This window comes from Citrobacter sp. Cu096, assembly GCF_030332285.1.
In the GTDB taxonomy this organism is placed as follows: domain Bacteria; phylum Pseudomonadota; class Gammaproteobacteria; order Enterobacterales; family Enterobacteriaceae; genus Citrobacter; species Citrobacter meridianamericanus.
The window spans coordinates 515,978-540,846 of record NZ_JAOWID010000030.1; the positions used below are offsets into that span (position 1 = coordinate 515,978).

24 protein-coding genes, 1 pseudogene and 1 riboswitch are annotated in these 24,869 nt (G+C 53.2%); of the genes and pseudogenes, 7 read left to right on the forward strand and 18 right to left on the reverse strand.

Features of this window, described 5'->3' with window-relative positions; genetic code table 11:
* Positions 1–55: 55 nt before the first annotated feature.
* The gene (locus tag OGX99_RS16755) at positions 56–388 is read right to left on the reverse strand and encodes an RcnB family protein (RefSeq protein ID WP_187253394.1); all 333 of its coding nucleotides are present in this window, start codon (positions 386–388) and stop codon (positions 56–58) included.
* A gap of 204 nt (positions 389–592) precedes the next feature.
* Positions 593–689, forward strand: a riboswitch (TPP riboswitch).
* Between the two features lie 31 nt (positions 690–720).
* On the opposite strand from OGX99_RS16755, the gene thiM reads away from it, so the two are divergent.
* The 3 genes from thiM to OGX99_RS16770 are packed head-to-tail and all read left to right on the forward strand — an operon-like array spanning position 721 to position 3,093.
* Positions 721–1,509, forward strand: a complete 789-nt coding sequence (gene thiM, locus OGX99_RS16760; RefSeq protein ID WP_286538951.1) for a hydroxyethylthiazole kinase — start codon at positions 721–723, stop codon at positions 1,507–1,509.
* Positions 1,506–2,306 carry a bifunctional hydroxymethylpyrimidine kinase/phosphomethylpyrimidine kinase gene (gene thiD / locus OGX99_RS16765; protein ID WP_187258714.1) on the forward strand — a complete coding sequence of 267 codons (801 nt, stop codon included), beginning with the start codon at positions 1,506–1,508 and terminating at the stop codon, positions 2,304–2,306. Before thiM ends, thiD begins: the two co-directional genes overlap by 4 nt.
* Positions 2,307–2,346: 40 nt before the next feature.
* Positions 2,347–3,093: a GntR family transcriptional regulator gene (locus OGX99_RS16770; protein ID WP_151219797.1), complete on the forward strand. Its 747-nt coding sequence runs from the start codon at positions 2,347–2,349 to the stop codon at positions 3,091–3,093.
* Here OGX99_RS16770 and OGX99_RS16775 read toward each other — a convergent pair.
* The 3 genes from OGX99_RS16775 to OGX99_RS16785 are packed head-to-tail and all read right to left on the reverse strand — an operon-like array spanning position 3,067 to position 6,307.
* A complete protein-coding gene (locus OGX99_RS16775) occupies positions 3,067–4,032 on the reverse strand; it encodes a PfkB family carbohydrate kinase (RefSeq protein WP_286544285.1) in 966 nt (321 codons plus the stop codon). The genes OGX99_RS16770 and OGX99_RS16775 overlap by 27 nt on opposite strands.
* A complete protein-coding gene (locus OGX99_RS16780) occupies positions 4,029–5,033 on the reverse strand; it encodes an ADP-ribosylglycohydrolase family protein (protein ID WP_252837756.1) in 1,005 nt (334 codons plus the stop codon). The genes OGX99_RS16775 and OGX99_RS16780 overlap by 4 nt, the downstream gene beginning before the upstream one ends.
* Entirely contained in the window at positions 5,030–6,307 is a 1,278-nt protein-coding gene (locus tag OGX99_RS16785) for a nucleoside permease (RefSeq protein ID WP_286544288.1), read from the reverse strand. The genes OGX99_RS16780 and OGX99_RS16785 overlap by 4 nt, the downstream gene beginning before the upstream one ends.
* Positions 6,308–6,559: 252 nt before the next feature.
* Here OGX99_RS16785 and fbaB point away from each other — a divergent pair, with 252 nt between their 5' ends.
* Positions 6,560–7,612: a class I fructose-bisphosphate aldolase gene (fbaB, locus tag OGX99_RS16790; protein ID WP_210904576.1), complete on the forward strand. Its 1,053-nt coding sequence runs from the start codon at positions 6,560–6,562 to the stop codon at positions 7,610–7,612.
* Positions 7,613–7,634: 22 nt separating this feature from the next.
* On the opposite strand, the gene yegS is transcribed toward fbaB, so the two are convergent.
* The 7 genes from yegS to OGX99_RS16825 form a co-directional block, all read right to left on the reverse strand.
* Positions 7,635–8,534 (reverse strand): lipid kinase YegS, encoded by a 900-nt coding sequence (yegS, locus tag OGX99_RS16795; RefSeq protein ID WP_151219794.1) that lies wholly within the window; start codon positions 8,532–8,534, stop codon positions 7,635–7,637.
* Between the two features lie 131 nt (positions 8,535–8,665).
* Positions 8,666–9,397: an arginine ABC transporter substrate-binding protein ArtJ gene (gene artJ / locus OGX99_RS16800; protein WP_151219793.1), complete on the reverse strand. Its 732-nt coding sequence runs from the start codon at positions 9,395–9,397 to the stop codon at positions 8,666–8,668.
* A 180-nt stretch (positions 9,398–9,577) separates the two neighbouring features.
* A complete protein-coding gene (artM, locus tag OGX99_RS16805) occupies positions 9,578–10,246 on the reverse strand; it encodes an arginine ABC transporter permease ArtM (RefSeq protein ID WP_151219792.1) in 669 nt (222 codons plus the stop codon).
* The gene (gene artQ / locus OGX99_RS16810) at positions 10,246–10,962 is read right to left on the reverse strand and encodes an arginine ABC transporter permease ArtQ (protein ID WP_016153668.1); all 717 of its coding nucleotides are present in this window, start codon (positions 10,960–10,962) and stop codon (positions 10,246–10,248) included. The genes artM and artQ overlap by 1 nt, the downstream gene beginning before the upstream one ends.
* Before the next feature lie 6 nt (positions 10,963–10,968).
* Entirely contained in the window at positions 10,969–11,700 is a 732-nt protein-coding gene (gene artI, locus OGX99_RS16815) for an arginine ABC transporter substrate-binding protein ArtI (protein ID WP_187253389.1), read from the reverse strand.
* A gap of 16 nt (positions 11,701–11,716) precedes the next feature.
* A complete protein-coding gene (artP, locus tag OGX99_RS16820; RefSeq protein WP_003027295.1) occupies positions 11,717–12,445 on the reverse strand; it encodes an arginine ABC transporter ATP-binding protein ArtP in 729 nt (242 codons plus the stop codon).
* A 225-nt stretch (positions 12,446–12,670) separates the two neighbouring features.
* Positions 12,671–13,186 (reverse strand): lipoprotein, encoded by a 516-nt coding sequence (locus tag OGX99_RS16825; protein WP_151219791.1) that lies wholly within the window; start codon positions 13,184–13,186, stop codon positions 12,671–12,673.
* Positions 13,187–13,312: 126 nt separating this feature from the next.
* Between OGX99_RS16825 and OGX99_RS16830 the strand changes: the two genes are divergently transcribed.
* Complete coding sequence (locus tag OGX99_RS16830) at positions 13,313–13,636, forward strand: heavy metal-binding domain-containing protein (protein ID WP_001160725.1); 324 nt, start codon at positions 13,313–13,315, stop codon at positions 13,634–13,636.
* Positions 13,633–14,463: an N-acetylmuramoyl-L-alanine amidase gene (locus OGX99_RS16835; protein WP_286544292.1), complete on the forward strand. Its 831-nt coding sequence runs from the start codon at positions 13,633–13,635 to the stop codon at positions 14,461–14,463. The genes OGX99_RS16830 and OGX99_RS16835 overlap by 4 nt, the downstream gene beginning before the upstream one ends.
* Here OGX99_RS16835 and OGX99_RS16840 read toward each other — a convergent pair.
* The 4 genes from OGX99_RS16840 to poxB form a co-directional block, all read right to left on the reverse strand.
* A complete protein-coding gene (locus OGX99_RS16840) occupies positions 14,460–15,473 on the reverse strand; it encodes a 3-beta-hydroxysteroid dehydrogenase (protein ID WP_115643591.1) in 1,014 nt (337 codons plus the stop codon). The two genes, OGX99_RS16835 and OGX99_RS16840, sit on opposite strands and share 4 nt — an antisense overlap.
* Before the next feature lie 97 nt (positions 15,474–15,570).
* Positions 15,571–17,001 (reverse strand): SDR family oxidoreductase, encoded by a 1,431-nt coding sequence (locus OGX99_RS16845; RefSeq protein WP_187253386.1) that lies wholly within the window; start codon positions 16,999–17,001, stop codon positions 15,571–15,573.
* 10 nt (positions 17,002–17,011) lie between these two features.
* Positions 17,012–18,013: a low-specificity L-threonine aldolase gene (gene ltaE, locus OGX99_RS16850; RefSeq protein WP_286544296.1), complete on the reverse strand. Its 1,002-nt coding sequence runs from the start codon at positions 18,011–18,013 to the stop codon at positions 17,012–17,014.
* Positions 18,014–18,168: 155 nt separating this feature from the next.
* Positions 18,169–19,887 carry a ubiquinone-dependent pyruvate dehydrogenase gene (gene poxB / locus OGX99_RS16855; protein ID WP_151219788.1) on the reverse strand — a complete coding sequence of 573 codons (1,719 nt, stop codon included), beginning with the start codon at positions 19,885–19,887 and terminating at the stop codon, positions 18,169–18,171.
* A 153-nt stretch (positions 19,888–20,040) separates the two neighbouring features.
* Here poxB and OGX99_RS16860 point away from each other — a divergent pair.
* Positions 20,041–20,214, forward strand: a pseudogene (locus tag OGX99_RS16860) (DoxX family membrane protein); the annotation flags it as partial.
* 102 nt (positions 20,215–20,316) lie between these two features.
* On the opposite strand, the gene OGX99_RS16865 reads toward OGX99_RS16860, so the two are convergent.
* The 3 genes from OGX99_RS16865 to hcp all read right to left on the reverse strand — a co-directional run bounded on the left by OGX99_RS16865 (position 20,317) and on the right by hcp (position 24,769).
* Positions 20,317–21,936, reverse strand: coding sequence for an FAD-NAD(P)-binding protein (locus tag OGX99_RS16865; protein ID WP_286544299.1), 1,620 nt, complete (start codon positions 21,934–21,936; stop codon positions 20,317–20,319).
* A gap of 201 nt (positions 21,937–22,137) precedes the next feature.
* Positions 22,138–23,106 (reverse strand): NADH oxidoreductase, encoded by a 969-nt coding sequence (hcr, locus tag OGX99_RS16870; RefSeq protein ID WP_286544302.1) that lies wholly within the window; start codon positions 23,104–23,106, stop codon positions 22,138–22,140.
* A gap of 10 nt (positions 23,107–23,116) precedes the next feature.
* Positions 23,117–24,769, reverse strand: coding sequence for a hydroxylamine reductase (hcp, locus tag OGX99_RS16875; protein WP_151224706.1), 1,653 nt, complete (start codon positions 24,767–24,769; stop codon positions 23,117–23,119).
* Between the last annotated feature and the right edge of the window lie 100 nt (positions 24,770–24,869).

Here is a 24,869-nt window from a genome sequence, read left to right on the forward strand (position 1 = left end):
TTGATTGGTGGTTATTTCACGTACTTTCTTGCTGAAAGTACGTGTTTTTATTCTATTAACGATGATAAAAAATCTCGCCGTCGTAGGCTTTAATGATCTTAGCATCGGCATCATTGACCAGCACATACGCGCCGCCCATGTAGGTCCAGTGGGTGCCTGCCGTCGGTGCGGGCAGGTTGCGCAGATTCCACTGCTTTATGGTGTATTCGTCGGTGAGATACAGTGGTGGAACCTTGTCACCGGGTTTGAAATGGGTGAAGTCAGCAATAAAGCTGCTCAGCTCATACTTATCAATTCCGGTGGGGGCAGCTTTTGTGGCCGGTGCGGCCCAGACGACACTGCTCGCAAGCAGAAGTGCGCTCAGCAACATTTTATTTTTCATACCCATCCTCTCTACTTATTCGGGTCGTCAAAATCAGTCGTGTATCATTTCTGGCTTACAGGATATCTGACAAGCACTATTTTGTGAGTACTCCAGTTATTTCGTAAAAAGTGTAAATGAAGTGCAGATATGCGGCAATGTTGGCCCGCAATTTACAACATGGCGTGCAGACAGTATCCTGTCGCTGAAACCGGTGTAACATGTTTCGGTTTCAACGACTCGGGGTGCCCTTCCTGGTGAAGGCTGAGAAATACCCGTACCACCTGATCTGGATAATGCCAGCGTAGGGAAGTCTGACACTGCTCGTGTCCCTTCTTCGCGCGGGCAGGAGCTGAACCATGCAGCCTGACCTGCACTGCCGCGCGCTTGCGGCCCACACCTTACATCAATTTAGAACGCTTTCCCCACTCACACACTGTATGACCAACGAGGTTGTGCAAAGCTTTACGGCCAATACGTTACTCGCACTTGGCGCATCACCAGCGATGGTGATCGAACCTGAAGAAGCCAGCCAGTTTGCGGCTATCGCCAGTGCGCTGCTAATTAACGTGGGTACGCTGACCGAGAGCCGCGCCATTGCCATGCGCGCGGCGGTCGAACAGGCGCTGCGGGCTAATACTCCCTGGACGCTCGATCCCGTTGCCGTAGGCGCACTGGCGTATCGTCGTCGCTTCTGTCTGGATTTACTGGCGCTACAGCCCGCCGCTATTCGCGGTAATGCCTCGGAAATCCTTGCGCTGGCGGGGATGAACGGTGGAGGGCGCGGTGTAGACACGACTGATACACCAGCGGTAGCCCTCCCGGCTGCGCAGGCGCTGGCACGTCAGGTTGGGACCGTTGTCGTGGTTACCGGCGAAGTTGACTACGTTACCGATGGTCAGCGTACCGTCTGCGTGAACGGCGGTGACCCGTTGATGACCCGAGTGGTGGGTACCGGATGTGCGCTGTCGGCGGTTGTTGCGGCCAGTTGTGCTTTGCGTGGTGACAGACTTGATAACGTCGCTTCAGCCTGCAGCTGGATGAAACAGGCCGGACAAATAGCTACAGAACAATCAACCGGACCGGGAAGTTTTGTTCCGGCATTTATCGACGCCCTCTATAACCTGACCGCCCAGGAGCAAGCATGAAACGGATTAACGCATTAACAATCGCAGGAACCGATCCAAGCGGTGGCGCAGGTATTCAGGCCGATTTAAAAACCTTCTCGGCGCTTGGCGCTTACGGCTGCTCGGTTATTACCGCGTTGGTGGCACAAAATACGCGCGGGGTGCAGTCGGTGTATCGCATTGAACCTGACTTTGTTGCTGCACAACTGGACTCGGTGTTTAGTGATGTACGTATCGACACAACCAAAATTGGTATGCTGGCGGAGACTGATATTGTTGAAGCGGTTGCCGAACGTTTGCGTCGTCATCGAGTGCGAAATGTGGTGCTGGATACGGTGATGCTGGCGAAAAGCGGCGATCCGCTGTTATCTCCTTCTGCGGTAGAAACGCTGCGTACCCGTTTGCTGCCACAGGTCTCGATTATCACACCAAATTTACCCGAAGCCGCGGCACTTCTCGGGGCATCGCATGCGCAAACTGAGCAGGAGATGTTAGAGCAGGGAAGGGCGCTACGGGCGCTGGGCTGTGAGGCGGTGTTAATGAAAGGGGGACATCTCGATGATGTGCAAAGCCCGGACTGGCTCTTTACCCGTGAGGGTGAACAGCGTTTTACCGCGCCAAGGGTGATGACCAAAAATACTCATGGCACCGGTTGTACGCTCTCGGCGGCGCTGGCGGCGCTGCGCCCACGTCATGATAACTGGGCAGAAACAGTACAGGAGGCAAAGCTGTGGCTTTCAGCTGCGCTGGCGCAAGCCGACACCCTGGAAGTTGGCGAGGGAATAGGTCCGGTACATCATTTCCACGCGTGGTGGTAATCGGTATACTGGCTGCAGAAACGGCTGCAGGAAAAGATAAATGGAACAAGCGCATACCCAGCTTATCGCGCAACTGAATGAGCGCATTTCAGCGGCTGATAACACACCGCTGTATCTGAAGTTTGCCCAAACGGTGAAAAACGCTGTGCGCAGCGGGGTTCTGGAGCATGGGAATATCCTGCCGGGCGAGCGCGATCTCAGTCAGTTGACCGGCGTTTCGCGAATTACGGTGCGTAAGGCGATGCAGGCCCTGGAAGAAGAAGGCGTAGTGACGCGTGCCCGTGGTTATGGGACACAGATCAACAACATTTTCGAGTATTCGCTCAAAGAGGCGCGTGGTTTTTCCCAGCAGGTGGTGTTGCGCGGTAAAAAACCAGATACGTTGTGGGTCAACAAGCGCATTGTGCCCTGCCCGGAAGAGGTGGCCCAGCATCTGGCGGTTGCCGTAGGGAGTGACGTCTTTCTGCTCAAGCGCATTCGCTATGTAGATGAAGACGCGGTTTCTATTGAAGAATCATGGGTTCCTGTCCATCTAATCCATGATGTCGATGCCATCGGCGTTTCACTGTATGACTATTTTCGCAGCCAGCATATCTTCCCGCAGCGCACGCGCTCACGCGTCAGCGCCCGAATGCCTGACGCAGAGTTTCAGGCACATATCCAAATGGACAGCAAAGTGCCGGTACTGGTGATCAAGCAGGTAGCGCTTGACCAACAGCAACGGCCCATTGAATACAGCATCAGCTACTGTCGAAGCGATCTATACGTCTTTGTGTGCGAGGAGTAGCGCCTCGCGCGAGGGTGCGCAATCGCCGCCGCGATGCCCGACTACCCAGGACGCTACCGCGTTACCCAGCAGTACGGCTTCCGCCAGCGTCCAGCCAGATGCCAGCCCGGCCAGCATGCCGCCAGCATGGCTGTCACCTGCACCAATGGTATCAACAACCGTCGTCGCAAATGCCGGTACGCAACCGGATGTCTGCGCGCTGAAATACCACGCACCGTCTTTATCGTGACGGACCACCACCGGCGCGGCGAAACGTCGTACCCACTCTGCGCCAAAACCTTCTACATCCTGACTCAATGCAAACCGCTCGGCGGCAATCTCCGCCTCCTGACGATTGAGTGATACCAGCGGGCGGCAGGCCATAATGCGGGTCATCAAGGCCTCGGAAATGTCACCTATACGTGGTCCAAAATCGATAAATGGCGTCACTTCATCCAGACCTTCCAGCCACTGCACCAGCAGTTCACCGCATCCAGAGGCTAACTGATAGCCCGAAAGATAAACCAGGCTGTGGCGAGGGATATCAAGCTGCGCCAGCCAGTCTGCATTCCATTGATTCTCAACGCCGCTAAAGGACATAAAGGTACGTTCACCATCAGGCTCCACTAGTGCCAGGCACCAGCCGTTATCGCCTTCAGCATTGTCGATTAAACTTTGCAGTCCCTCTTTTGCCATCCGGTTGCGGATAATATCGGCCCATACCCCCTGACCCAGCGGTAACGCATTACTGGCGTCGATACCTAAACGTTTGAGCGCTACGGCAATATTGAGCGCACAGCCGCCAACGTTCACCCCTTGCTGTTTGAGTTCAATGTCACATCCGCGCCAGGGAAGGGCATACGCATCGGCAATGACATCAATCACCGCCGCGCCTACCACCGTCACCGGCCGCTGTGTGCGTAACTGTGGGAGAAGTTGTTGCAGACGCGTGGTGCTCATAGCGCCTCCCGTTGCTCGCGCAGTCGCAGTAATCCGCTGGCGTAGCGCATAAAGTCCAGCTGATTTACCGCATCGAGCTCATGTTTCAGGGCCGGGTTAATCGCGTTTATGCCGTGCAGCGCGCCACAAATGGCGGTTGCCATTGCCCCGATGGTGTCAGTATCGCCCCCCAGATTCGCACACAGAATGGCGCAGCGGTTGGGATCGGTCTGCGCCAGTTCGACCATGGCGATGGCGCAAGGCACGGATTCAATGGTGCTGGTTCCGGCTCCCACCACCTGATACAGCTGCTCGCAGGCGGACTCAATGCCGTCGGCATTACGGACGATTTTCAGTGCCAGCTCAAGGCGTGCCGAGAGCGAGGCGCTAAAGGTGGTGATCCTTTTTTGCTGGGCATGCCGGGCAATGGCAGGCAGCGCGTCGACAATCTCTGACCATTTTTCGCCATCAATGGCGCGTGATACCGCCCATGCGACCACGACCGCACCGGCCACCGCCAGATCCGATTTATGCGTCGGGCTGGAGGCCAATGCTACATCATCAATAAACGCATCAAGACAGCGGGCGGGCAGCAGGCAACCCAGCGGTGAAACGCGCATTGCCGCCCCGTTGGTCACACCATTATTCTCCAGTTCGGCGACAAGTTTGCCGTCGCGAATGGCTTTGAGTGCAATTTTTGAGGTCGGGCCGAGCACGTTTTTATTAAAGGCATCAAAACGCTCTGCCCAGGCCAGAATATTGCGGCCAATAACATCGGGTACAATCTCTCCATCGCACTCAAGCAGGGCATCTGCCAGGCACAGTGCCATAGACGTATCATCAGTAAACTCTGCCTGGTTAAAGTAGCAGGCGGCATTATTTTCAGCCGGACCAGGCAAAAAACTGTCGATCCAACCGAAATGGGCTTTAACCCGGGTTCTTGGCCACAGTTCCGATGGCATGCCCATCGCATCCCCTAACGCCTGCCCATAAAGAGCTCCGAGAATACGTTCTGCTTTCATTTTACTTCCCCTTGTTTCAATGCTACATCGCGATCATCCACCGTAATGGCGGTGATTTCTCCATCTGATTCGCGAAAGAAAATCATAAACAGCACGGCAATAATGGCGATCATGATCGCGCCAAATCCCCACATGCCGGCCCAGTTAAAGGTAAGACCATTAACTGGCTCCTTGTAAGCAAACATTTTTTCCATCATTACGCCGCCCAGACGGTATCCGAGCAGGCTGCCGAATCCCTGACAGCAGAGGGTGATAAGCCCTTGCGCTGCGGTGCGCATATGTACCGGCGCTTTTTTGTCGACATAGATGTAGGCCGTGACATAGTAGAAGTCGTAACTGACGCCATGAAGCAGAATGCCGAAAAATAGCAGGGCATAAGTGAAATATTCTTCCGCGCCGCCGTAAACGAAAAATCCGTAGCGGATAGCCGCAGTAATAAGACCAAGCAGTAATACCTTTTTAATGCCAAAACGTTTGGTGAAAAACGGCAGCGCCAGCATAAAGAAGATTTCAGAGAATTGGCCCAGTGTCATCCAACCGGTGGCGTTTTTCATCCCGACTTCCGTCAGGTAACCGTTGGCGAAGATGTAATAGAACGCCAGCGGCATCGCAAACAGGAAAGAGCAAAAGAAAAAGACGAGGAAGTTCTTATCCCGCAGCAGGATCAGCGCATCCAGACCCAACATGACTTTGAAATCCATTTTGCCGGTGCTTTTCGGCGGCGTATCCGGCAAAAAGAACGCAAAGACGCCCAACAGTGCTGAGCTTCCGGCAGTAATAAGCAGAGGAATATTGGTGGGTGAGATGTCGCTATAGCCAAGCATTTGCGGTAAGAAACCGCAGGCTAAACCTGAAGCAATCCAGCCAATGGTGCCCATCACGCGGATACGCGGGAAATCACGTTCAACGTCCGGGACGTTGGCAAAAGCAATGCTGTTGGTCAGCGCAATCGTCGGCATATAGGTCAGCGAATAGGCAAGTAACAGCGGGAAAAAACCGGCGAAGGTGGTTTGTTGTGCGGCGAAGTACATCAAAACAGCGCCGACGAACATCAACACCGCAAGGACTTTTTGTGCGGAGAAAAAACGGTCAGTGACAGAGCCGACCAGGATGGGTGACAGGATCGCGGCTATCGCGGTACAGGCGTAAGACCAGCCGATCTCCCCGGCGCTAAAGCCACTTTTACTCAGCCATAGCCACAGCGGTACAAACCAGGCGCCCCAGATAAACCACTCTACAAACATCATGAACGACAGCTTAACTGTAGTTTTCATCTTTAAATCCTTCATGACAGGTAAGGTACGCATTGATAGTACCATTTGATAATACCTTTAAAATACCTTTGTGGTCTAAATTTGACCGCCTTAACATTATTTCCTCCTGAATCGAGCCAGCAGAAGTTGCTGAAAAGTGCGCTAAAGATGGAAAAAAAGGGCAGTCGGTACCAGGCTTATTGCTGCCCGCAACAAAGCGGGTCAGGACAATCCACATTCCGGTTTCAAATCGGAAATTACGGGAGCATAGCTATGACTGATATTGCGCAGTTGCTTGGCAAAGACGCCGACAACCTTTTACAGCATCGTTGTATGACCATTCCTTCTGACCAACTTTACCTGCCCGGACATGATTACGTCGATCGCGTGATGGTGGATAACAACCGTCCGCCAGCCGTGCTGCGTAATATGCAGACGCTGTATAACACGGGGCGACTGGCCGGGACAGGTTATCTGTCGATTCTACCGGTGGACCAGGGCGTGGAGCACTCCGCTGGGGCATCATTTGCGGCTAACCCGCTGTACTTTGATCCGAAGAATATTGTGGAGCTGGCTATTGAAGCAGGGTGTAACTGTGTGGCGTCGACCTATGGCGTGCTGGCTTCTGTTTCCCGTCGCTACGCGCACCGCATTCCGTTCCTCGTGAAGATTAACCACAACGAAACGCTGAGCTACCCTAATACGTTCGATCAGACGCTGTATGCCAGCGTAGAACAGGCGTTCAATATGGGCGCGGTAGCGGTAGGGGCAACCATCTATTTCGGTTCAGAAGAGTCCCGTCGCCAGATTGAGGAGATTTCTGCCGCGTTCGAGCGTGCTCATGAGCTGGGGATGGTCACCGTACTGTGGGCGTACCTGCGTAACTCAGCGTTTAAGAAAGACGGCGTGGATTACCATGTTTCTGCCGATCTCACCGGGCAGGCAAACCATCTGGCGGCCACTATTGGGGCGGATATTGTTAAGCAGAAAATGGCGGAAAACAACGGCGGGTATAAAGCGGTTAACTTTGGCTACACCGACGATCGCGTCTACAGTAAGCTGACCAGCGACAACCCAATTGACCTGGTGCGTTATCAACTGGTGAACTGCTATATGGGGCGTGCCGGGTTGATTAACTCCGGCGGCGCGGCTGGCGGCGAAACCGATCTCAGTGATGCGGTACGTACGGCAGTGATTAACAAACGAGCAGGCGGCATGGGGCTGATTCTTGGACGCAAAGCATTCAAGAAAACCATGGCCGACGGCGTTAAGCTGATTAACGCCGTGCAGGATGTTTATCTGGACAGCAAAGTCACTATCGCCTGATTCCAGCCGGGATGTTGTCGTGTTAGCGCAACAGTGGACAACCCGGCGGCAGTCTGCAACGTAACGCCGCGGGCAGGATTTCAATATGAAACTCCTGTCCGCTGAGCGGTTCGCCATCGAGATTAAAGGTAATTTCGTGTGGGGCGCGGATATCAAACCATGATGATGCGCCCTCGATGATGTTAGGGTTGTCTTCGGATTGTGTTAACGCCGAAAGCAGCCCTGGCAACAGTTCTTCGCCGGTAAAAATGCGCAGTTGCAGCAGACCATCGTTGATCAGCGCCGTCGGGCAAAGCTGTTGCCCACCACCAGCCTGACGACCATTACCGATACCAATCACCAGCGCCTTACCCTGCCAGTGAAAATCTTCTCCACGGATATCGCAGACGTCGGGTTTGAGCGTATCCATGCGCATTAATCCGTGGATAAAGTATGATACGCCACCCAACGCAGCCTTGAGTTTTTCTGGTGTCTCGGTAGTGATGCGTGTGCCGAAGCCGCCGGTCGCCATGTTGATAAAACAGGTTTTATCATTGACCTGCACCATATCGATCGCCGTCGCATTTGCGGCGATAGCCAGCTTTAATGCCTTATCAATGTCGTCGGGTATACCTACGCTGGTGGCAAAGTCATTTGCCGTTCCCAACGGTAAAATACCCAGCGCCGGTATATTGCCGCCCTGCGACTGGATAAGCGCCGTCGAGACTTCGTTTATTGTGCCGTCGCCGCCGCCGGCAATCACCGTTTCAACGCCCAACTGACGAGCTTCATCAACGTAGCGTTGGGCGTCACCTTTTTCCCAGGTAACGCGAACATGGATTTCCACGCCCTCATCACGCAACTGTGTAATAGCGTTACGCAGGGGAAGATTATCAGCACTTTTTCCATTGAGGATCAGTAAACTGGCAGGGAATGCTATCATCCTTTTGCCTCACTTTTTTTCGTTTTAACAAGTGTATGCCAGGAATGCATTTATGGCGTAAGAACTGACTGAAAGCGCAGGCAAAGAGATAAAAAAAGCCGCAGAGAGCGGCTTTTCAGATTGGACAGACGTTACTGGGGGAACCACTGATCGCTGATTTTCTGGTAGGTGCCGTCCGCTTTGATGGCCGCCAGCGCGCTGTTTAGTTTTTCCAGCAGGGCTTTGTTATCCGGGCGAACCGCGATGCCAAGGCCTGTTCCGAAGTATTGTGGGTCGGTCACTTTGTCAGTGGCTACGCCTAACTGCGGATTGGTTTTCAGCCACTCGTTAACCACGGCGGTATCGCCAAATACGCCATCAATACGACCATTTTTCAGGTCGATAATCGCATTCTGATAGCTATCGTAGGCCACGGTTTTCACCTCAGGATGCTTGTCCTGCAGGTATTTCTGGTGCGTGGTGCCGTTTTCCATACCGATGCGTTTACCTTTCAGGTCGGCAAAGGTTTTATAGGTGTCTTTTTTCGCAATCACCAGCGCGGAGTTGGCATAGTAAGGCTGAGTAAATGCAACCTGCTTGCTACGCTCAGGCGTAATATCCATTCCGGAAATTACCGCATCATATTTCTTAAATTTCAGCGCGGGAATCAGGCTGTCGAAAGCGTGATTGGTGAAAGTACAGTCAGCCTGCATTTGTTTGCACAGCGCCGTTGCCAGGTCGATGTCAAAACCGACAATTTTATTGCTGGCGTCCAGCGACTCAAATGGCGGGTAAGTCGCTGATACACCGAAATTAATTTTATCAGCAGCTGAGGCGCCAGCGGCGAAAGTAGCAAGTAATGCAGCCAGTACTAACTTTTTCATGGTGGAACTCCCGTCTGTCTATCTTATGATTATTTACCGTGTCTGCGGCGTGGACTAACAATGCCATTTAATGAATTTATATGCAATAAAAATGATTAAATATTTTTATTGGCGTAAAAAAAGACGGGCTGTTGTGAGACTTGCCCGTCTTGTGTTTTTAGGTTTATGCAGTTATTTCGCTTAATTACGATGTTCAAACGCCAGTGCTTTACGTTCAATTAAGCGCATCATCAGCGTCAGCAAGCCGTTAACGATCAGATAAATCACGCCAGCCGCGCCGAAAACCATCACGTCATAAGTACGACCGTACAGCAGCTGGCTATAGCCCATCACTTCCATCAGCGTGATGGTGTATGCCAGTGAAGTACTTTTAAACACCAGCACCACTTCGTTGGAATACGAAGATAGGGCGCGTTTAAAGGCGTACGGCAGCAGAATCGCCAGCGTATCCTTCTTGCTCATCCCCAACGCACTGCAGGATTGCCACTGGCCTTCCGGGATTGCACGGATAGCGCCATAGAACAGCTGGGTGGTATAGGCCGCACTGTTTAACGACAGGGCAATTAAAGCGCACAGCCACGGTTCAGAGAGCAGATGCCATAGAACCGGATACTCCTGCAACGTCGGAAACTGCCCTGGCCCGTAGTAGATCAGGAATATTTGCACCAGCAGCGGTGTACCGGTAAACAACGTGATATAGGCGCGAACCAGCCAGACCACGATCGGCGTCTTAAGCGTCAGGATGACAGTGAAAATCAGCGCCAGCACCAGAGCAACTACGATGGAGGCGACCGTCAGCGTCAGACTGGTATGCAGCCCTTTCAACAATTCAGGTAAATACTCAAGCATCAGCCCGGTCTCCGCTCAAAACGTGTCGCGCGCAGGTCAATGCGTTTGAGAATGTACTGACTCACCAGCGTAATCACCAGGTAAATAGCCGCCGCCACAATGTACCAGGTAAATGGCTCCTGGGTACGCGTGGCGATACTCTTGGTTTGCAGCATCAGATCGTTGACGCTGATAAGGCTGACCAGCGCAGTATCTTTCAGCAATACCAGCCACTGGTTTCCCAGTCCCGGCAGCGCGTGACGCCACATCTGCGGCATCACCAGACGAAAGAAGATCGCAGCTTTAGACAAACCTAACGCCTGACCTGACTCCCATTGCCCGAGTGGTACGGCCTTGAGCGCGCCACGCAGCGTTTGCGACGCGTAAGCGGCATACAGCAATGACAGTGCAATGACACCGCACAGGAATGGACTGACGTCGAAGTTTTCGATCTGCATCTGCACCGGGATTTGTACAAAACCGAGATTGATCGTAAAGCCATCGGCCAGCGTCAGCAGCAGCTGTGAGGAGCCGAAATAGATAAACAGAACCACCAGAATTTCCGGCAGACCGCGCAGGATGGTGACCAGGGCAGAACCCGTCCATGCCACCGGGCGCCATTTTACTGACTCCCAGACGGCAAAAAACATGGCGAGCGCGAGGCCGATGATCAGCGCACAAACGGCAAGGCCGACGGTCATCCCGGCGGCGCTTGCTAAAGGAAAAAATTCATTCATCAAATATTACTTCTGGAACCATTTGTTGTAGATGGTCTCGTAAGTCCCATCTTTTTTCACTTTTTCCAGCGCAGCGTTAAATTTCTGCTGCAGCTCGGTATTGCCCTGGCGCACAGCGATGCCCAGACCGGTGCCGAAGTAATCTTTATCCGTGACTTTGTCGCCAACCGCGGCCAGTTTTGGATTGTCTTTCAGCCATTCAGTCACTACAGCGGTATCACCAAAGACGCCGTCAATACGCCCGTTTTGCAGATCGAGTTTGGCATTCTGGTAGCTGTCATACGGCACGGTGGTCACTTCCGGATGTTTATCCATGATGAATTTCTGGTGCGTAGTACCGTTTTGAACACCAACTTTTTTGCCTTTCAGCTGATCAATGCTGGTGTATTTACCCTGTTGGCCAACAAACAGCGCAGAGTTGTCGTAATACGGAGTGGTGAACAAAACCTGTTTTTCACGTTCAGGCGTGATGTCCATGCCGGCCATTACCGCGTCAAAACGGCGGAATTTCAGGCTCGGGATCAGGCTGTCGAAGGCCTGATTGGTGAAGGTACAGGTAGCGTCAATCTCTTTACACAGCGCATTCGCCAGATCAACGTCAAACCCTACGATCTTGTTGTTAGCATCGATCGATTCAAACGGAGGATAAGACGCTTCGGTGGCGAAACGAATGGTTTGGGCTGCGGTAGCGGAAAGGCTAAAACTTGCGATTAGCGCGGCAATCAGAACTTTTTTCATTGTATTGTCCCGAATCTTAGTGAGAAAGATAGTTTTTAAACGCTTCGGTTTGCGGGTTGGCAAAGCAGCTCGCATCCCCAAACTCGACGATATGACCGTTTTCCATGTACACCACACGGCTGGCCGTTTTACGAGCAACTTCCACTTCGTGGGTGACGATCACCTGAGTAATATTGGTTTCCGCCAGTTCACGAATGATGCTGACGATTTGGGCGGTAATTTCCGGATCAAGCGCTGCGGTAGGCTCATCAAACAGCAGCACCTGCGGTTCCATCATCAACGCGCGGGCAATGGCGACACGCTGTTGCTGACCACCGGAGAGATGCAGCGGATAGCGATCGCTGTATGGCTTAAGGCGCAGACGTTCCAGCAGTTTCTCGGCACGCGCCATCGCTTGCTCTTTTGTCAGACCCAGTACGCGGCAGGGCGCTTCAATCAGGTTCTGCACCACCGTGAGATGCGGCCAAAGATTATATTGCTGAAAGACCATGCCGACGTTTTGACGCAGATCCCGAATGGCTTTATCTGACGGGGTTTTTGTGAAGTCGAAACGGTTACCTGCAATAGAGAGCGTGCCCGAGCGCGGCATCTCAAGCAGGTTGAGTACGCGCAGTAGCGAGCTTTTCCCGGCTCCACTTGGGCCAAGTAACACCAGTGTTTCACCCTGAGGGCAATCCAGCGTGATATCGAACAGCGCCTGATGTGCGCCGTAGAAGCAGTTAATGCCGTTTAATTGAATACTCATTGACACTCGATACTGGCAGTCTGATAGCTATTGAAGCCGCAGATACTACCTTTGACAGAATAGTTATGCAATATTTATGCGTTAAAAGTTAAATGCAAACCGCATTCTTATCTAAACATAGCACAAAATAGCGGGGCTACCAGCGGGCAAGAATAATTGTCGGCATTCTATGCAGAATGCCAGACAATTAATGGGGGTTATGATTTGGGTGAGTAAATGGGGCGATTAACGGTTTTCGACAGACTGGCGCAGCGTCCCGGCTGGCGCGTGTACGCTGCCGCCCAAATAGCGGACATCATCAATGACCCAGCACTGGCCCTCACGGATCATCAGCACTTCATCACGCCAGCTTTGATCGCCTTGTTTAAGTTCTACGCGTAGCGGGATGTTGCGTGCATCACTATTCGGAATAGTTGATGCGCTGGCGACGCTGGCACTGTCCGGAAGTGTGGCGCGGCTGGAGAACGGATCGCTGTTAAACAGAGCGCGATGCGCGTTATCGCGACTGGCATCGTTCAGCAGTTTAGCCAGGTTGTCACTAAGGTATGGACGAAGTGGGGTAAGATCATTGTTTCGATGCTGAATACGGTAATCATAGAATTGTTGAGCCACGCTGTCTGGCCCACCTTCTACGCATGAACCACTACGTGCGCCGTTATCTTTATAAACCGGCGTCACGGTAGTACAGGCGCTGAGAAGGAGTGCACAGGGGACCAGCAGAGAGAGTTTCGAGTAGCGCATAATGATTTCCTTATTAGCTTTCTACTATTAGTGTTCTACGTTGATAGAATATATCCTTTCAATGATAGTGGATCGGTTCGATAATGCTTTTGAGATCGTGCTCTTAGCGCAAAAAGGAGATTAAACATGCAGTTTTCGACTACCCCTACGCTGGAAGGGCAAAGCATCGTGGAATACTGCGGTGTTGTTACCGGTGAAGCCATTCTAGGCGCGAATATCTTCCGCGATTTCTTTGCTGGCATCCGCGATATTGTCGGCGGTCGCTCCGGCGCGTATGAAAAAGAGCTGCGAAAAGCGCGCGAAATTGCTTTTCAGGAGCTTGGTGAACAGGCTAAAGCGCTGGGTGCTGATGCCGTTGTCGGTATCGATATCGATTACGAAACCGTGGGCAAAGACGGCAGTATGCTGATGGTGAGCGTCAGCGGCACTGCGGTGAAAACCCGCCGATGAAGCGTCTGCTGTATCTACTGGCATTTACGCTGCTGCTGGTGGGGTGCGCTGGCGAAAAAGGCATTGTCGACAAAGAAGGGTATCAGTTAGACACCCGCCGTCAGGCGCAGGCTGCTTACCCGCGCATTAAAGTGCTGGTTATCCATTACACGGCGGATGATTTTGATTCTTCTCTGGCTACGCTGACGGATAAAAACGTCAGTTCGCACTATCTGATCCCGGCTGTGCCGCCGCTCTACCACGGAAAACCGCGCATCTGGCAACTGGTCCCCGAACAAGATCTGGCCTGGCATGCGGGGATTAGCTTCTGGCGCGGCGCTACGCGCATCAACGATACCTCAATTGGCATTGAGCTGGAAAACCGCGGCTGGCAAAAATCGGCAGGGATAAAATATTTTGCGCCGTTTGAGCCTGCGCAGATTCAGGCGCTGATCCCATTAGCGAAAGATATTATCGCCCGCTACGACATCAAACCGCAGAACGTGGTAGCCCATGCGGACATCGCCCCGCAACGAAAGGACGATCCCGGACCGCTTTTCCCATGGAAAGTGCTGGCCGAACAGGGCATTGGCGCGTGGCCGGACCTTCAGCGTGTGGCATTTTATCTTGCCGGGCGAGCGCCTCACACGCCGGTAGCAACCGAATCTTTGCTCGATCTGCTGTCGCGTTACGGCTATGAGATAAAATCTGATATGACGCCGCGTGAACAGCAGCGGGTGATTATGGCCTTCCAGATGCACTTCCGCCCGACGTTGTGGAACGGCGTGGCGGATGCAGAAACTCAGGCGATTGCCGAAGCGTTACTGGAGAAATACGGGCAGGGCTAACGCGGCAGCTTACCGTGGTCACGTAACCAGGCCGCGGTACGTTCAATTCCTGCATCCAGCGTCACAATGGGCTGATAACCCAACTCTTCCTGAGCGCGGGTAGTATCCAGGGTAAAATCAAAATTTAGCTTCGAGACGCCGTAATGCGTCAGTTTTGGCTCTTTTGCCGATTTATTGCCTAAACGCTCCATGCTGCGGGCAATCATGTCCAGCATCGGGTAGGGAACGGAGCGGATCCGACAATCAATATTCAGCTCGTCGATGAGCTTCTGCACAATGCTGCGCAGAGTGCGATGCTCGCCGTTGGTAATGTTGTACGCGCGACCTGACGGCAGCTTATCGCAGGCTTGCTGACTTGCCAGCCACATCGCGTGCACCGCATTTTCGTAGTAGGTCATATCCACCAGTGCACTTCCGCCGTGCGGCAACAGGATGCTGCCATAGTGGTACATCATATGGGCCAGACGGGGAATGAATACTTTATCGTGAGGTCCGAACAGACTTTGCGGACGCAATACCGTAAAACGGGTCTGCGGGTTGGCCTGTGCCAGCAACGCGATCACGTCTTCGCCAGCCGCTTTGCTGCGGGCAAATTCATTGGCGAAGCGGTGGGGACGAAAGTCCTCTTTGATATCGCGATGGTGGTGATAATCAAAATAGAGCGACGGCGAGGAGATATGAATGAAGTTACGAACGCCCCAGGCCACTGCCCACTCGCCCAGCCGGCGAGTTGCGCGGACGTTGGCCAGATCGAAGGCTTCCTGAGTTCCCCACGGTGAGGTAAAACTGGAGCAGTGCCACAGCGTGTCAATGCCGGCAAGCATCACTTTTGCCTGCGAGGAAACCAGCTCGGTCAAATCGGCATGCACAAATTCTGCGCCCATTTTCTCCAGCAGCTTGCCCATCGCTTCGTTGCGACCGGTCGCTCTGACGCTGACGCCTCTGCTACATAAGAACTCAACCGCGTTTCGGCCTAAGCCGCTGGTGGCTCCGGTAACCAGTACCTTCATATCAATCCACTGTGTTTAAAAAACGTCGTGCGCATTCTTCCGTGAATTACGTCTGTATGCAATGGGAAACATGAAAGAATACAGTCTCTTTTTCGCATTAGTCTGTGATTTGTTCTGCAAGTTTGGCAATACGCTTCGCCATACCTCTGAAAATAAACAGATGGGCTGGAATCATCAACAACCAGTAGAAGAGACCTGGCATGCCGTGTGGATGCCACCAGGCGCGTACATCAATGCGTCGGTGATCGCCTTTATCTTCCAGCGTGAAGCTCAGGCGACCCAAACCTGGCGCTTTCATTCCAAACAGCAGCGTCAGCTGTTTCTCGGGTTCAACAATGATAACTTTCCAGCTATCGACAGTATCGCCAACTTGTAACAGCGGGTGTTGCGGTCGGCCTTTAGCGAGCTTATGGCCGACCAACAGATCTAACGCCGCACGCGTTTTCCATAAAATATTGCCAAAGAAGTAGCCTTCTTTGCCGCCAAGTCGATTCACGACCTGCCACAGCGCTTTTTTGCTGGCGGAGGTTTCGACGCTAAAGCCAGCCTGTTTGGCGAAATAGCCATATTCAGGACGCCAGCGGGCAAACGCCTGCGCGTCGTAACCCCAGTCGCTGGAGTTGACCAGCTTTTCCTCTTCCTTCAACGTGCTGCGCACTGCGTCATCAAAGGCAATCAGCTTTTGCGGGATCAACGCACGTAATTCGGTGTCATCGGCCAACAGGTCGTGTTTTAAGCCCTGGATCAGTGCTTTTGCCGTGGTCGGCGGCACCGACGTAATGACGTTTAAAAACCAAACCGAAATCCAGCGGGTAGGAAAGGGAATGGGGATCAGCAGGCGATGTTTACCGCTGACCGCCATAAAATGTTCGAACTGTTCCTGATAGCTCAACACCTGCGGTCCGGCGGCTTCGAGTACGCGGTTATGTTGTGTGGGATGATCCAACAGCGCCACCAGGTAATACATCAAATTCTCCAGCGCGATAGGTGTTGTTCGCGAACGCACCCAACGTGGAGGAGTGAGTACCGGCAGGTTGTAGACCATGTCGCGCATCACTTCAAAGGCAGCGGAACCGGCCCCGACGATGATGCCAGCACGCAATTCCGTCATCGGTACGCCTGATTCACGCAGGGTATCGGCGGTTATTTGCCGCGCACGCAGATGATCGGATTGTTCATGCCGGGGAGCTTGCAATGAGCTCAGGAAAATAAGCTGTTTGACCGGTGTATTACGTAGCGCATCGCGTACGTTCATAGCCACCTGGCGTTCGTGGGCGATAAAATCACCGCCTTCACCCATACCGTGGACCAGATAATAGACTGTATCAACACCGATCAGCAGCGGCGCAAGATTATCTGGCCAGTTTAAATCGATCTTATGGCAACTGACGTTGGCCAGTTGCTGCTTTTCCAGCCGTTCAATGCGGCGTGCCGCAGCCAGCACCTGATGCCCTTGTTGGCTGAGCGCCTTTACCAGATGCTGACCAATGTAGCCACTGGCGCCAAGAACCAAAATCCGTTGCGGCACACCTATCTCCTTAGCGGGTTAAAAAAGCGCGCCAGTGAGCGACGACTTCAGCAAGTTGTTCACGCGATACGTCCAGATGCATCACCAGGCGCACAATCGGCGAGGCGTTAATCAGCACGCCTTGTGCTTTCATGTATTCGCCCAGCGCGGCAGCGTGCTCTTCGCCAACGCGAACAAACAGCATGTTGGTGTCGTGGCGCATGACGTCCGCACCTGCTTCGCGCAGCTGTTCAGCCATCCAGGCAGCGTTGTCATGGTCTTCCTGCAAACGCGCCACGTTATTTTTCAACGCATACAGCCCGGCCGCCGCCAGAATACCAGCCTGGCGCATTCCGCCGCCGGTCATTTTTCGCCAGCGAATGGCACGCTTGATGTACTCGTGGCTGCCGACCAGCAGCGAGCCTACCGGCGTTCCCAGACCTTTGGAAAGACAAATGGTGAACGAGTCGCAGTATTGTGTGACATCTTTAAGCTCACAGCCATAGGCGACGATGGCGTTAAAAATACGCGCGCCGTCGACGTGCAGGGCAAGGTTGCGCTCCCGGGTGAATTCCCAGGCCTCTTTCAGATACTCACGCGGCAGCACTTTGCCGTTATGTGTGTTTTCCAGACTGAGCAGACGGGTGCGGGCAAAATGGATATCGTCTGCTTTGATTTTTGCTGCCACTTTGTCCAGCGGCAGGGAGCCATCCGGCGCGGCATCGATGGGTTGCGGTTGAATGCTGCCGAGCACCGCTGCGCCACCCGCTTCGTAGAGATAGTTATGCGCGCCCTGACCGGCGATATACTCTTCGCCGCGCTGACAATGGCTGAGCAGGGCCACCAGGTTCGCCTGAGTGCCGGTAGGTAAGAAAATTGCGGCTTCTTTACCAGAAAGCTCGGCTGCGTATTGCTGGAGGGCATTAACGGTAGGGTCATCACCGTAGACGTCGTCCCCGACCGGGGCGGCCATCATCTCTTCGAGCATGGCGCGACTGGGTTGGGTGACAGTATCACTGCGTAAATCAATCATGGTATCTCCTTATTACACTTCATCCTTCAAGCTGCCTCGCCGTTGGCCGCACCCTCAAACCCCAGTCACATAGTATTCCTATGCTCCTGGGGATTTTCGGGCTTGCCGCCTTGATGCATCATGAATGATTTTGTGTGTGGTTTAATAAGGATGTTTTACCTGAGCCAGTTAGTTTTCGCCAGTTCGATCACTTCATCACCGCGTCCGCTGATGATTGCGCGCAGCATATACAGGCTAAAACCTTTAGCTTGTTCGAGCTTGATCTGCGGCGGGATCGCCAGCTCTTCTTTTGCCACCACCACATCGACCAGCACCGGACCGTCAATTGACATCGCCCTTTGCAGCGCCTCATCAACCTCTGAAGATTTCTCCACGCGAATGCCCGTGATACCACAGGCCTCGGCAATCCGCGCGAAATTCGTGTCGTGCAGTTCGGTGCCGTCGGTCAGATAACCACCAGCCTTCATCTCCATCGCTACAAATCCCAGCACGCTGTTGTTGAAGACAATAATTTTCACCGGCAATTTCATTTGTACCACCGACAGAAAATCGCCCATCAGCATGCTAAAGCCGCCGTCACCACACATGGCGATGACCTGACGTCCCGGTTCGGTTGCTTGTGCGCCGAGTGCCTGCGGCATGGCATTGGCCATCGACCCGTGGTTAAAGGAGCCGATCAGGCGGCGTTTGCCGTTCATTTTCAGATAGCGCGCCGCCCAAACCGTTGGTGTGCCCACGTCGCAAGTGAAGATGGCGTCGTCAGCGGCGAAGTGGCTGATTTGTTGTGCCAAATATTGCGGATGAATGGCTTTATCACTGGGTTTGGCTAAATCATCCAGCCCTTTGCGTGCTTCGCGATAATGTTCCAGCGCTTTATCCAGGAACTGCCGCTCGGTTTTTTCTTCCACCAAAGGCAGCAGGGCGCGGAGGGTGGATTTAATATCGCCTACCAGCGCCATATCAACTTTACTGTGCGCACCAATGCTTGCAGGGTTGATATCAATCTGAATAATCTTGGCGTCGGTGGGATAGAACGGGCGATAGGGGAACTGGGTGCCGAGCAAAATCAGCGTGTCGGCATTCATCATGGTATGGAAGCCGGATGAAAAGCCAATTAACCCGGTCATACCCACGTCGTAAGGGTTGTCGTACTCAACATGCTCTTTCCCGCGCAGAGCGTGCACGATCGGGGCTTTGATCTTAGCCGCAAACTCAACCAACTCTTTATGCGCACCGGCGCAGCCGCTGCCGCACATCAGGGCGATGTTGCTGGAGTAGCGCAGCAGTTGCGCCAGTTTTCTCAGCTCTTCCTCTTCCGGGGTGACTACCGGGAGCGGCGCATGGTACCAGTGCGTGGTGGCGCTTTCAGGGGCGGGCTTCAGCGCCACGTCGCCGGGTAATACCACCACGGAGACGCCACGGTTGAGCACCGCTTTACGCATAGCTATAGCTAACACCTGGGGGATCTGCTCAGGGCTGGACACCAGCTCGCAATAGTGGCTACATTCACGGAACAACTCTTGCGGGTGGGTCTCCTGAAAATAACCGCTGCCTATTTCACTGGATGGAATATGCGCGGCAATCGCCAGCACCGGGACGTGGTTGCGGTGGCAATCAAACAGGCCGTTGATCAGGTGCAAGTTTCCGGGTCCACACGAGCCTGCGCAGACAGCCAGCTCGCCTGATAACTGTGCTTCAGCGCCCGCGGCGAAGGCCGCAACCTCTTCATGACGGGTTGGCATCCAGTCAATTGTTCCCATACGATTAAGGCTGTCACTAAGGCCATTGAGTGAGTCACCCGTTACACCCCAAATGCGTTTTACGCCAGCTTGTTCGAGTGTTTTAGCAATAAAAGCGGCAACCGTTTGTTTCATGGTTTTCCTTCTCCTCTGATGTGATACCGGTTACAAGTTTAGATGAAGATAATCGTTATGCTTCTCATTACCCCTTATTTCCGGCAGGTTTCATTTAATCTGTATTAACTGTAGTTTGTTAATTGCACATAGTGAAACAAGTAATAAATTCAAATGGTTATAAAACTATTAAATACAGTTAACTGGATGCGGGATCATGCGGGTTTTGGCAAGTTTTTGTTACGCCTTGCTGTCGGTGGACTGATGCTGTTTCATGGGCTGCATAAACTGTTCGCGGGTATTGATGGCATCAGCGGCATGCTGATAGCGAAAGGTTTCCCGGGCTTTTTTCCATTGCCGGGAATTCGACCTGGCGGTAGTTTGCTATCTGAGCGTCAATACTGAGGCAGCAACGCGTTAACATTTTGCCCGCCTCGCCATTAAATCCATTTACTCATCCAGCTCGCCAGTGTCCCACAGATTGTGCCGACGCCTTTGCGCACGTTGCGTCAGTGCCTTTGCCATCGCGGCGCCTATCTCAGCGCTAACCACCAGACCCTGAATAAAGGGACGATCGTGCATTAACCACGGCAACCCGCCAAAGGCAAGGCGGTTGCGGGCATTTTCTGGCGCTTGCAGCGTGTAATCTTCACCGATATCCGGGATCTTATCGCCACAGGCCAGCAACTGAGCGCGTAACGTTGGGAAAGGGATATCTTTGCTCTGCAATGCCCGCTGCCCTCGGGCGTCAATAAACACATCAAATTCGCTGCGTAGACCGTGGTGATAAATTACCGTCATTTCCTGTTCATTCGTGCGCTCATAATCCGCACCAAGTGTAAGGATCTCAATTAGTCCGGCGTCGTGGAGCGCCAGCAGTCGGCGTACTGATTCAGAAGGGATTGCCGCATAGTTATCAATAAATACGCGCGCCAGTCCTCGCTTAAAGCGTTTTTCATCAAGCGGATCAAGATGTGGGACGATCTCTTCGATAACCTCGTGTAGCCGTAGCAGGGTATAGCGCCACGCAACGGTGCGCTGTTCCTGTTTGTTGCGTTCAACTTCAATCAGGTTGCGTTTCGCCCATTCAAAAGGATCGTGCTCGAGCCTGTCGGCAAAGTAGGCCTCTGGGAATGTATCGGCATTAAGTTCCTCAAGTGCTATCTCTCGACTCCACTGTGGAGCGGCATCTTGTAATTGTTGCGCAATAATCCGGAAAATACGGTCCAGTAATCCTTTTTGCCCACGGGCAATGGCGTCTTCAATTGCTTCTGGCGTTGCGATATTCAACGATTCATAGGGCAGAGGGCAGTAAAAATCCGCTTCAGGCAGCACGCCGCTGCGCGACATCAGGGTCAGCTTCAGGCTTTGGCTGTCGGATTTACAGATAAACTGGAGTGCGTTATCAGCCCCGGTAGTGAAGGCTCCGTGTTGGCAGGCCACGGCCATCGCCGCGTCAATCGCGCTGAGCGAGGTGCCAAGAATTCCCACCCGGCAAGCGCTAATCTGTACATCCATCAGACCGGTCCACGGACAGGGGAAAAACTTCCGCGTCTGTACATCCGTTTCAGGCCACAGATGACCGGTGGCAATGGCGGCGAAATCCACCTCGACTGGCTGTGAAGCATGATTGATCCACAGCGAGACGCCATTCGGGTTTGCGCGCAGGTCGGTGACTTCGCTTGATTCGTTTATGCTAATCGTGAAGCCTGAGCCTCGCGCTTTCTCGACGATAGCGAATAAACGATCGCGATAATAGTCACCGAGGATCACGCGGGGTAAAAATTGACGTTCATGCAGAGACGTCCGTTCAATCCTAAACTGCGCCAGATAGTCATCACTTTGATTCTGAAGCCACGTCAGATAACTGATATAAATCGGTGGGATCTCAATGCTGGCTATATTTGCCAGCATGAAGTCTGCGTTGTTGTCGCTGTTGTAAGGCATGCCGACGCCTGCTTCCTCAGCTTGCTCATAAAGCTCTATTTCCAGCGGTTCACCACGCTCCACCAGGGCATGAAGCGTATAGATTCCGGTGGGACCGACGCCGACGATGGCCACTTTTTTCATGGGGGTCCTTGTAGAAAGTTCGACGTGGTAGTCGGGAATATTGCTTAATCAGTGCAGAGTAAGTGTGGTCGATAAATTGTGGGATGAAGGAAGAATTTTGTCGAAGCGGGGGAAAAATCGGAATTTTGCAGCGCCTGTCAGCATAAAAAAAAGGCTACCCGGTTGAGCCTGGCAGCCTTTTGTACATCAGAGGTCAGCTAATTACGCCAGCACTAAATCACCCTGCGGATGACAGGAGCAGGCCAGCACATACCCTTCAGCGATTTCCGCGTCGGTCAGCGTCATGGTGCTGCTGACCGTGTAGTTACCGTCAACCACTTTGGTTTTGCAGCAGCCGCAAACGCCCGCACGACAGGCAGCGACAACCGGGACTTTATTGCTTTCCAGTGCTTCCAGCAGCGTGCTACCCACCGGCGCGAAAAACGCTTTCGCCGGCTGCAGTTTGGTGAACTTCAGACCACTGGTGGCAGCTTCTGCCACTGGGGTGAAGAACTGCTCTTTAAAGAAGCGCGTCACGCCCAGCGCTTTCACTTCTTTTTCAACCAGATCCATATACGGCGCCGGGCCGCAGGTCATTACCGTACGCGAAGTCAGATCTGGCACGCTTTGCAGCAGTTCGGTAGTCAGTCGACCAGAAACAAAGCCGTGAGTGGCGTTGTTTTCAGCGACTATCGTCACCGGATATTCATGCCATTCGTCAGCAAAAATGACATCCTGCGGCGAACGAACGTTAAAGATCACCTGCACATCAACCTGCGGGCGGTATTTTGCCAACCAGCGACGCATTGACATGATTGGCGTAACGCCGCAGCCGGCTGCCAGCATCAGGAACTTGTCTTCTGCTTTATCTTCACAGGTGAATTCACCCATGGCATCGGACAGCCAGATATAGTCGCCGCGCTTCACGTCGCGGGTCAGCCACTGTGAACCTGCACCCTCGTCAATCCGGCGGATAGTCAGCGTAATATATTCGCTAACGCCCGGCGTCGAGGAAAGAGTGTAAGCACGCAGCGTGTCCGCTGAATTACGTACGCTGACCAGTGCATACTGCCCGGCGCGGTACGGATAATAGTCGTGGCACAGCAACGAAATTGTCCATACATCCGGCGTTTCCTGATGGATGTGATGAACCTGCATCCGCCATGGGCACTGATGAGTTGGCATTGTCATTCTTTACTCCTTACGCGCTCAGCAGTTGCTTCATGTCTTCTTCAACAGTGGTTACGGAACGCAGACCAAACTTCTCGTTGAGCACTGCAAGCAGGTCTGGCGTGAAGAAACCAGGTGCAGTCGGGCCAGTAACGATATTTTTCACGCCAAGCGACAGTAGGGTCAGCAGAATAACAATCGCTTTCTGTTCGAACCAGGAGAGCACCAGAGACAGCGGCAGATCGTTCACGCCACAACCCAGTTTCTCAGCCAGGGTTACCGCCAGGATGATGGCAGAGTAAGCATCGTTACACTGACCGGCATCCACCAGACGTGGCAGACCTTCAATATCACCGAAATCCAGTTTGTTGAAACGGTATTTACCACAGGCCAGGGTCAGGATTAGGCAGTCGTCTGGCACGCTGGTCGCGAAGTCGGTGAAGTAGTTACGTTCGCCGCGTGCGCCGTCACAACCGCCCACCAGGAAGATATGACGCAGTTTTTCACGGCTGACCAGGTCAATCAGCGTATCAGCAGCACCCAGCAGGGTCTGGCGACCGAAACCAACGGTGATCAGGTGCGGAATTTCGCTATACGGGAAGCCAGCCATCTGTTGCGCCTGAGCAATAACCGGACCGAAATCGTCACCTTCAAGGTGGCTCACACCTGGCCAGCCGACGATGCTACGCGTCCAGATACGGTCATCGTAAGCGCCAACGGTTGGGTCGATGATGCAGTTAGAGGTCATCACGATTGGACCTGGGAAGCGGGCGAATTCAACCTGCTGATTCTGCCAGCCGCTGCCGTAGTTACCGATCAGGTGTTTGAACTTACGCAGTTCCGGGTAGCCGTGCGCCGGCAGCATTTCACCGTGGGTATAGACGTTCACGCCGGTCCCTTCGGTTTGCTCAAGCAGGTTGTACAGATCTTTCAGGTCGTGGCCGGAGATCAGAATACATTTACCTTCGGTTGCTTTAACGTTGACCTGAGTCGGGGTCGGGTGGCCATATTTCGTGGTTTCACCAGCATCCAGGATGCTCATCACTTTGAAGTTCATCTGGCCGATTTCCATTGAGCACTCCAGCAGAGCGTTCATATCGGAAGGCCAGGTACCCAACCACGCCATGATTTTGTGGTACTGCGCGTAAATAGCGTTGTCGTATTGGCCGAGAACGTGCGCATGTTCCATATAGGCAGCGGCACCTTTCAGGCCGTACAGGCACAGCAGACGCAGGCCGAGAATGTTCTCGCCAATGGCTGCTTTATCTTTATTTGGGGTAAATTCAGCCGCCTGACGTTGCAGGTCGCCTAAATCATCGCTGACCAGTTGTAGATCGGCCATCGGGTTAGCGACCGCTGCGTTCGCGTCGATATTCAGGCATTGTGCTTTCAGGGCATCGCGCATGGCGATAGCTTCACGGGCATAGCCAACAATACGCGGGGAATCGAAGTTTACGTTAGTCAGCGTGGAGAAGAATGCACGCGGCGCAAAGTTATCAACCTCATGGTCGATGATGCCGTATTCACGTGCTTTAACAGCCCATGCAGACAGACCTTGTAGGGCAGCAATCAGCAGATCCTGCAAATCGGAGGTTTCGGCCGTTTTACCGCACATACCCTGCGCGTAAGAGCAGCCGTTTCCTGCCGGAGTACGGATGGTTTGTTCACATTGCACACAAAACATGGTCACACCTTTTAAAGTTATATTTGATATACATGTTTGAGGTTATGCCTGTGCGCGAAGGGATAAAAGAGATTTCTGCTACAACTTGCAGGGAGATTGA